Below are 2,370 nucleotides of genomic sequence, written 5' to 3'. Positions count from 1 at the left end.
TCGATGGCCACTGCTTTACAGAGTGAGGTCCCGATCACTCTACATATCGTCTAGGCTGCGACCGAATGCATAATATCCGACTCAAAGGGTATCATTTGCCACACAAGAGACTACGTACTTTGGAGGCACGCATGTCATTAGGCGCTTCGAATGCCGCACTTCTCGTCATAGACGTCCTCGTCACCGATGACGCAGATACCGTCTATGCAACAAGCCCCGAGGAGGAGGCCCTTGTCGCCAATGCCACTGCTCTGACACAGGCGGCCAGAAGGGCCAACATGCCCGTCATATTCCTCTGCGACCAGCACATCCCCGGTATTGACCGGGAGCTAGCGCTTTGGGGCGAGCATGGCATAAAGGGCAAGGCGCATCCGCATCCCGCGCTCGAGGCGGGGAGCGGACCACTTGATTTTGTCATACCAAAGCGCCGCTATTCGGGCTTTTTCCAAACGGACCTCGACCTGACCCTGCGCGAGCTTGGCGTTCGCACCGTCATCGCGGTGGGGGAGGACACCGGCATCTGCGTCCTGCACACACTCGCAGATGCCTGGAACCTGGGCTACGACTCCATCGTCGTGTCTGATGCCACGCGCACGTTCCTGGTGGGCACGCAGGAGGGCGCACTCGAGCACATGACGCGCTGTTTTGGCACGAGAGTTGAAACAACAAGCCAAGCCGTGACTAGCATGTCCACAATGGCAAATGAACACAGGTAGGTGAGATATGGACGAAAGAAGCTTCCCCAGGGGGAACAAGAGCGTATCGGACTCGCTCGCCGAGAGCATGAGGATCGTGCGCTACGAGGACATCAATGGCAATAACCGCCTTTTCGGCGGCAGGCTTATGGAGTGGATTGACGAGGCCGCAGGCGTCGCGGCACGCAAGCATTGCGGTCGCGACATCACCACGGCCTGCGTGGACCAGCTCACGTTCAAGAACCCGGTCCTCCTCAATGATGTAGTGGCAATTGTCGCCAGGGTAACCCACGTGGGACGCACCTCGATGGAGGTGCGCGTCGACTCTTACGTTGAAGACGTGGTAACAGGGGAGAGGCGCCTCATCAACGAGGCCTACCTCACCGAAGTGTGCGTCGATAGCATGGGCAATCCCACGCCCATAGAGTACGGTCTCGCCTTCGAGACCGATGAGGAGCGTCGCGAGAACGAGGATGCCCTCAAGCGGATAGTCAATCGTAAGACGAGGGCCGCGGAGGGGTTCTAGCCCCTGCGGTACACTTGGTTGCGAGCCAATCGAGTTCCCCTGGGAGGCGGTTCACATGCGCGGTCGCCACCGGCGACTGTCAATGCAAGAGGTCCGACTCAGCACTGCCATATGTGTGATGGCGGCGATTGCGGTTGTTGTATGCGTCATAGCGCTCAAGTTGGCGGACCAGTCCGCGAAGCACAAGGAAATCACTGGTACACAGCGTGCCATTGCCATGGACGACGAAGTGGTGCCGGTCACGCAGGCCCCACAATCAACGCCGAGAGACGAGTGGTACCAAGGCTCCATGCCCTACCTCTACCAGATAGACCCACAGTACAAGGACGTCCCCTACAGTGGCGACACCCTCGAGACGCAGGGGTGCGGGCCAACGGCGCTCTCCATGGTCTACATAGACCTCACGGGCGATACGTCGCTTGGCCCCGCCGAGATGGCGGCCTTCAGCACCGAGAATGGCTACTCGACCAACAAGAACGGCAGCTCGTGGCTACTCATGTCAGCGGGTGCCGAGAAGCTCGGCCTCACAAGCGAGTCGGTGGTCACCACGCCTGCGGCGCTCTCCGCCGCGCTCCAGGCCGGTCACCCCGTTATCTGCATGATGGGTCCTGGCGCATTCACCGAGGTCGGGCACTATATAGCCATCGAGGGGCTGGACGAGAACGGCAAGGCCATCGTCCACGACTCCAACAGCCGAGCTCGGAGCCTCTGGCGCTGGGACCTCTCGACCATCTGCGCCGAGGCCGAGGCGGTTTGGAGCTTCTCGGCAGCATAGGTCCATGTTGCCGCGTGCTCCCACGCCCCCCACGCATGCCCTGCCAAGTCGAACGTGCTACCGCGTGGGAGAAACCTTCCCTGTTGACGTCTGAATTTGGTCAGACACCTGTTAGGATATGGGAAATGTGCTAGAAACAGCGTGCCGGGGCGTACACGTGAAACGGGACGTTCCCTGTGCCTTCGCGGTAAGGGGCCGCAAGGGTGCAGTCCTTGCGTGCGACATGCAATTGGAGAGGAAGCGCATGGAAGAAGTCAAGGTGATCGAGCTCAAGGAGAGCGTCTTTGCCGACAATGACGCCGAGGCGGACCGCGTGCGAGAGGACCTCAGGTCTCGCGGGCAGTTCCTCCTCAACGTGATGAGCTCGCCCGGAT

At 60.2% G+C, this 2,370-nt stretch carries 3 protein-coding genes; all 3 read left to right on the top strand.

Translation table 11 applies throughout. From position 1 onward, the window contains the following. Positions 1-131: 131 nt before the first annotated feature. Positions 132-716, top strand: a complete 585-nt coding sequence (locus tag ACO59D_RS13050) for a cysteine hydrolase family protein (protein ID WP_485127350.1) — start codon at positions 132-134, stop codon at positions 714-716. 7 nt (positions 717-723) lie between these two features. After that, a complete protein-coding gene (locus ACO59D_RS13045; RefSeq protein WP_130812086.1) occupies positions 724-1,221 on the top strand; it encodes an acyl-CoA thioesterase in 498 nt (165 codons plus the stop codon). 82 nt (positions 1,222-1,303) lie between these two features. Next, positions 1,304-1,996 (top strand): C39 family peptidase, encoded by a 693-nt coding sequence (locus ACO59D_RS13040; RefSeq protein ID WP_485127349.1) that lies wholly within the window; start codon positions 1,304-1,306, stop codon positions 1,994-1,996. Positions 1,997-2,370 lie beyond the last annotated feature (374 nt).

The organism is Tractidigestivibacter sp. (assembly GCF_057241865.1).
The sequence above is the reverse complement of the archived record's forward strand: the minus strand, read 5'-3'. Positions and strand labels throughout refer to the sequence as shown.

Excerpts from the sequence above, each read along its gene's own strand:
- ACO59D_RS13040 (WP_485127349.1), top strand. The coding sequence starts at position 1,304 with ATGCAAGAGGTCCGACTCAGCACTGCCATATGTGTGATGGCGGCGATT.
- ACO59D_RS13050 (WP_485127350.1), top strand. The coding sequence starts at position 132 with ATGTCATTAGGCGCTTCGAATGCCGCACTTCTCGTCATAGACGTCCTC.
- ACO59D_RS13045 (WP_130812086.1), top strand. The coding sequence starts at position 724 with ATGGACGAAAGAAGCTTCCCCAGGGGGAACAAGAGCGTATCGGACTCG.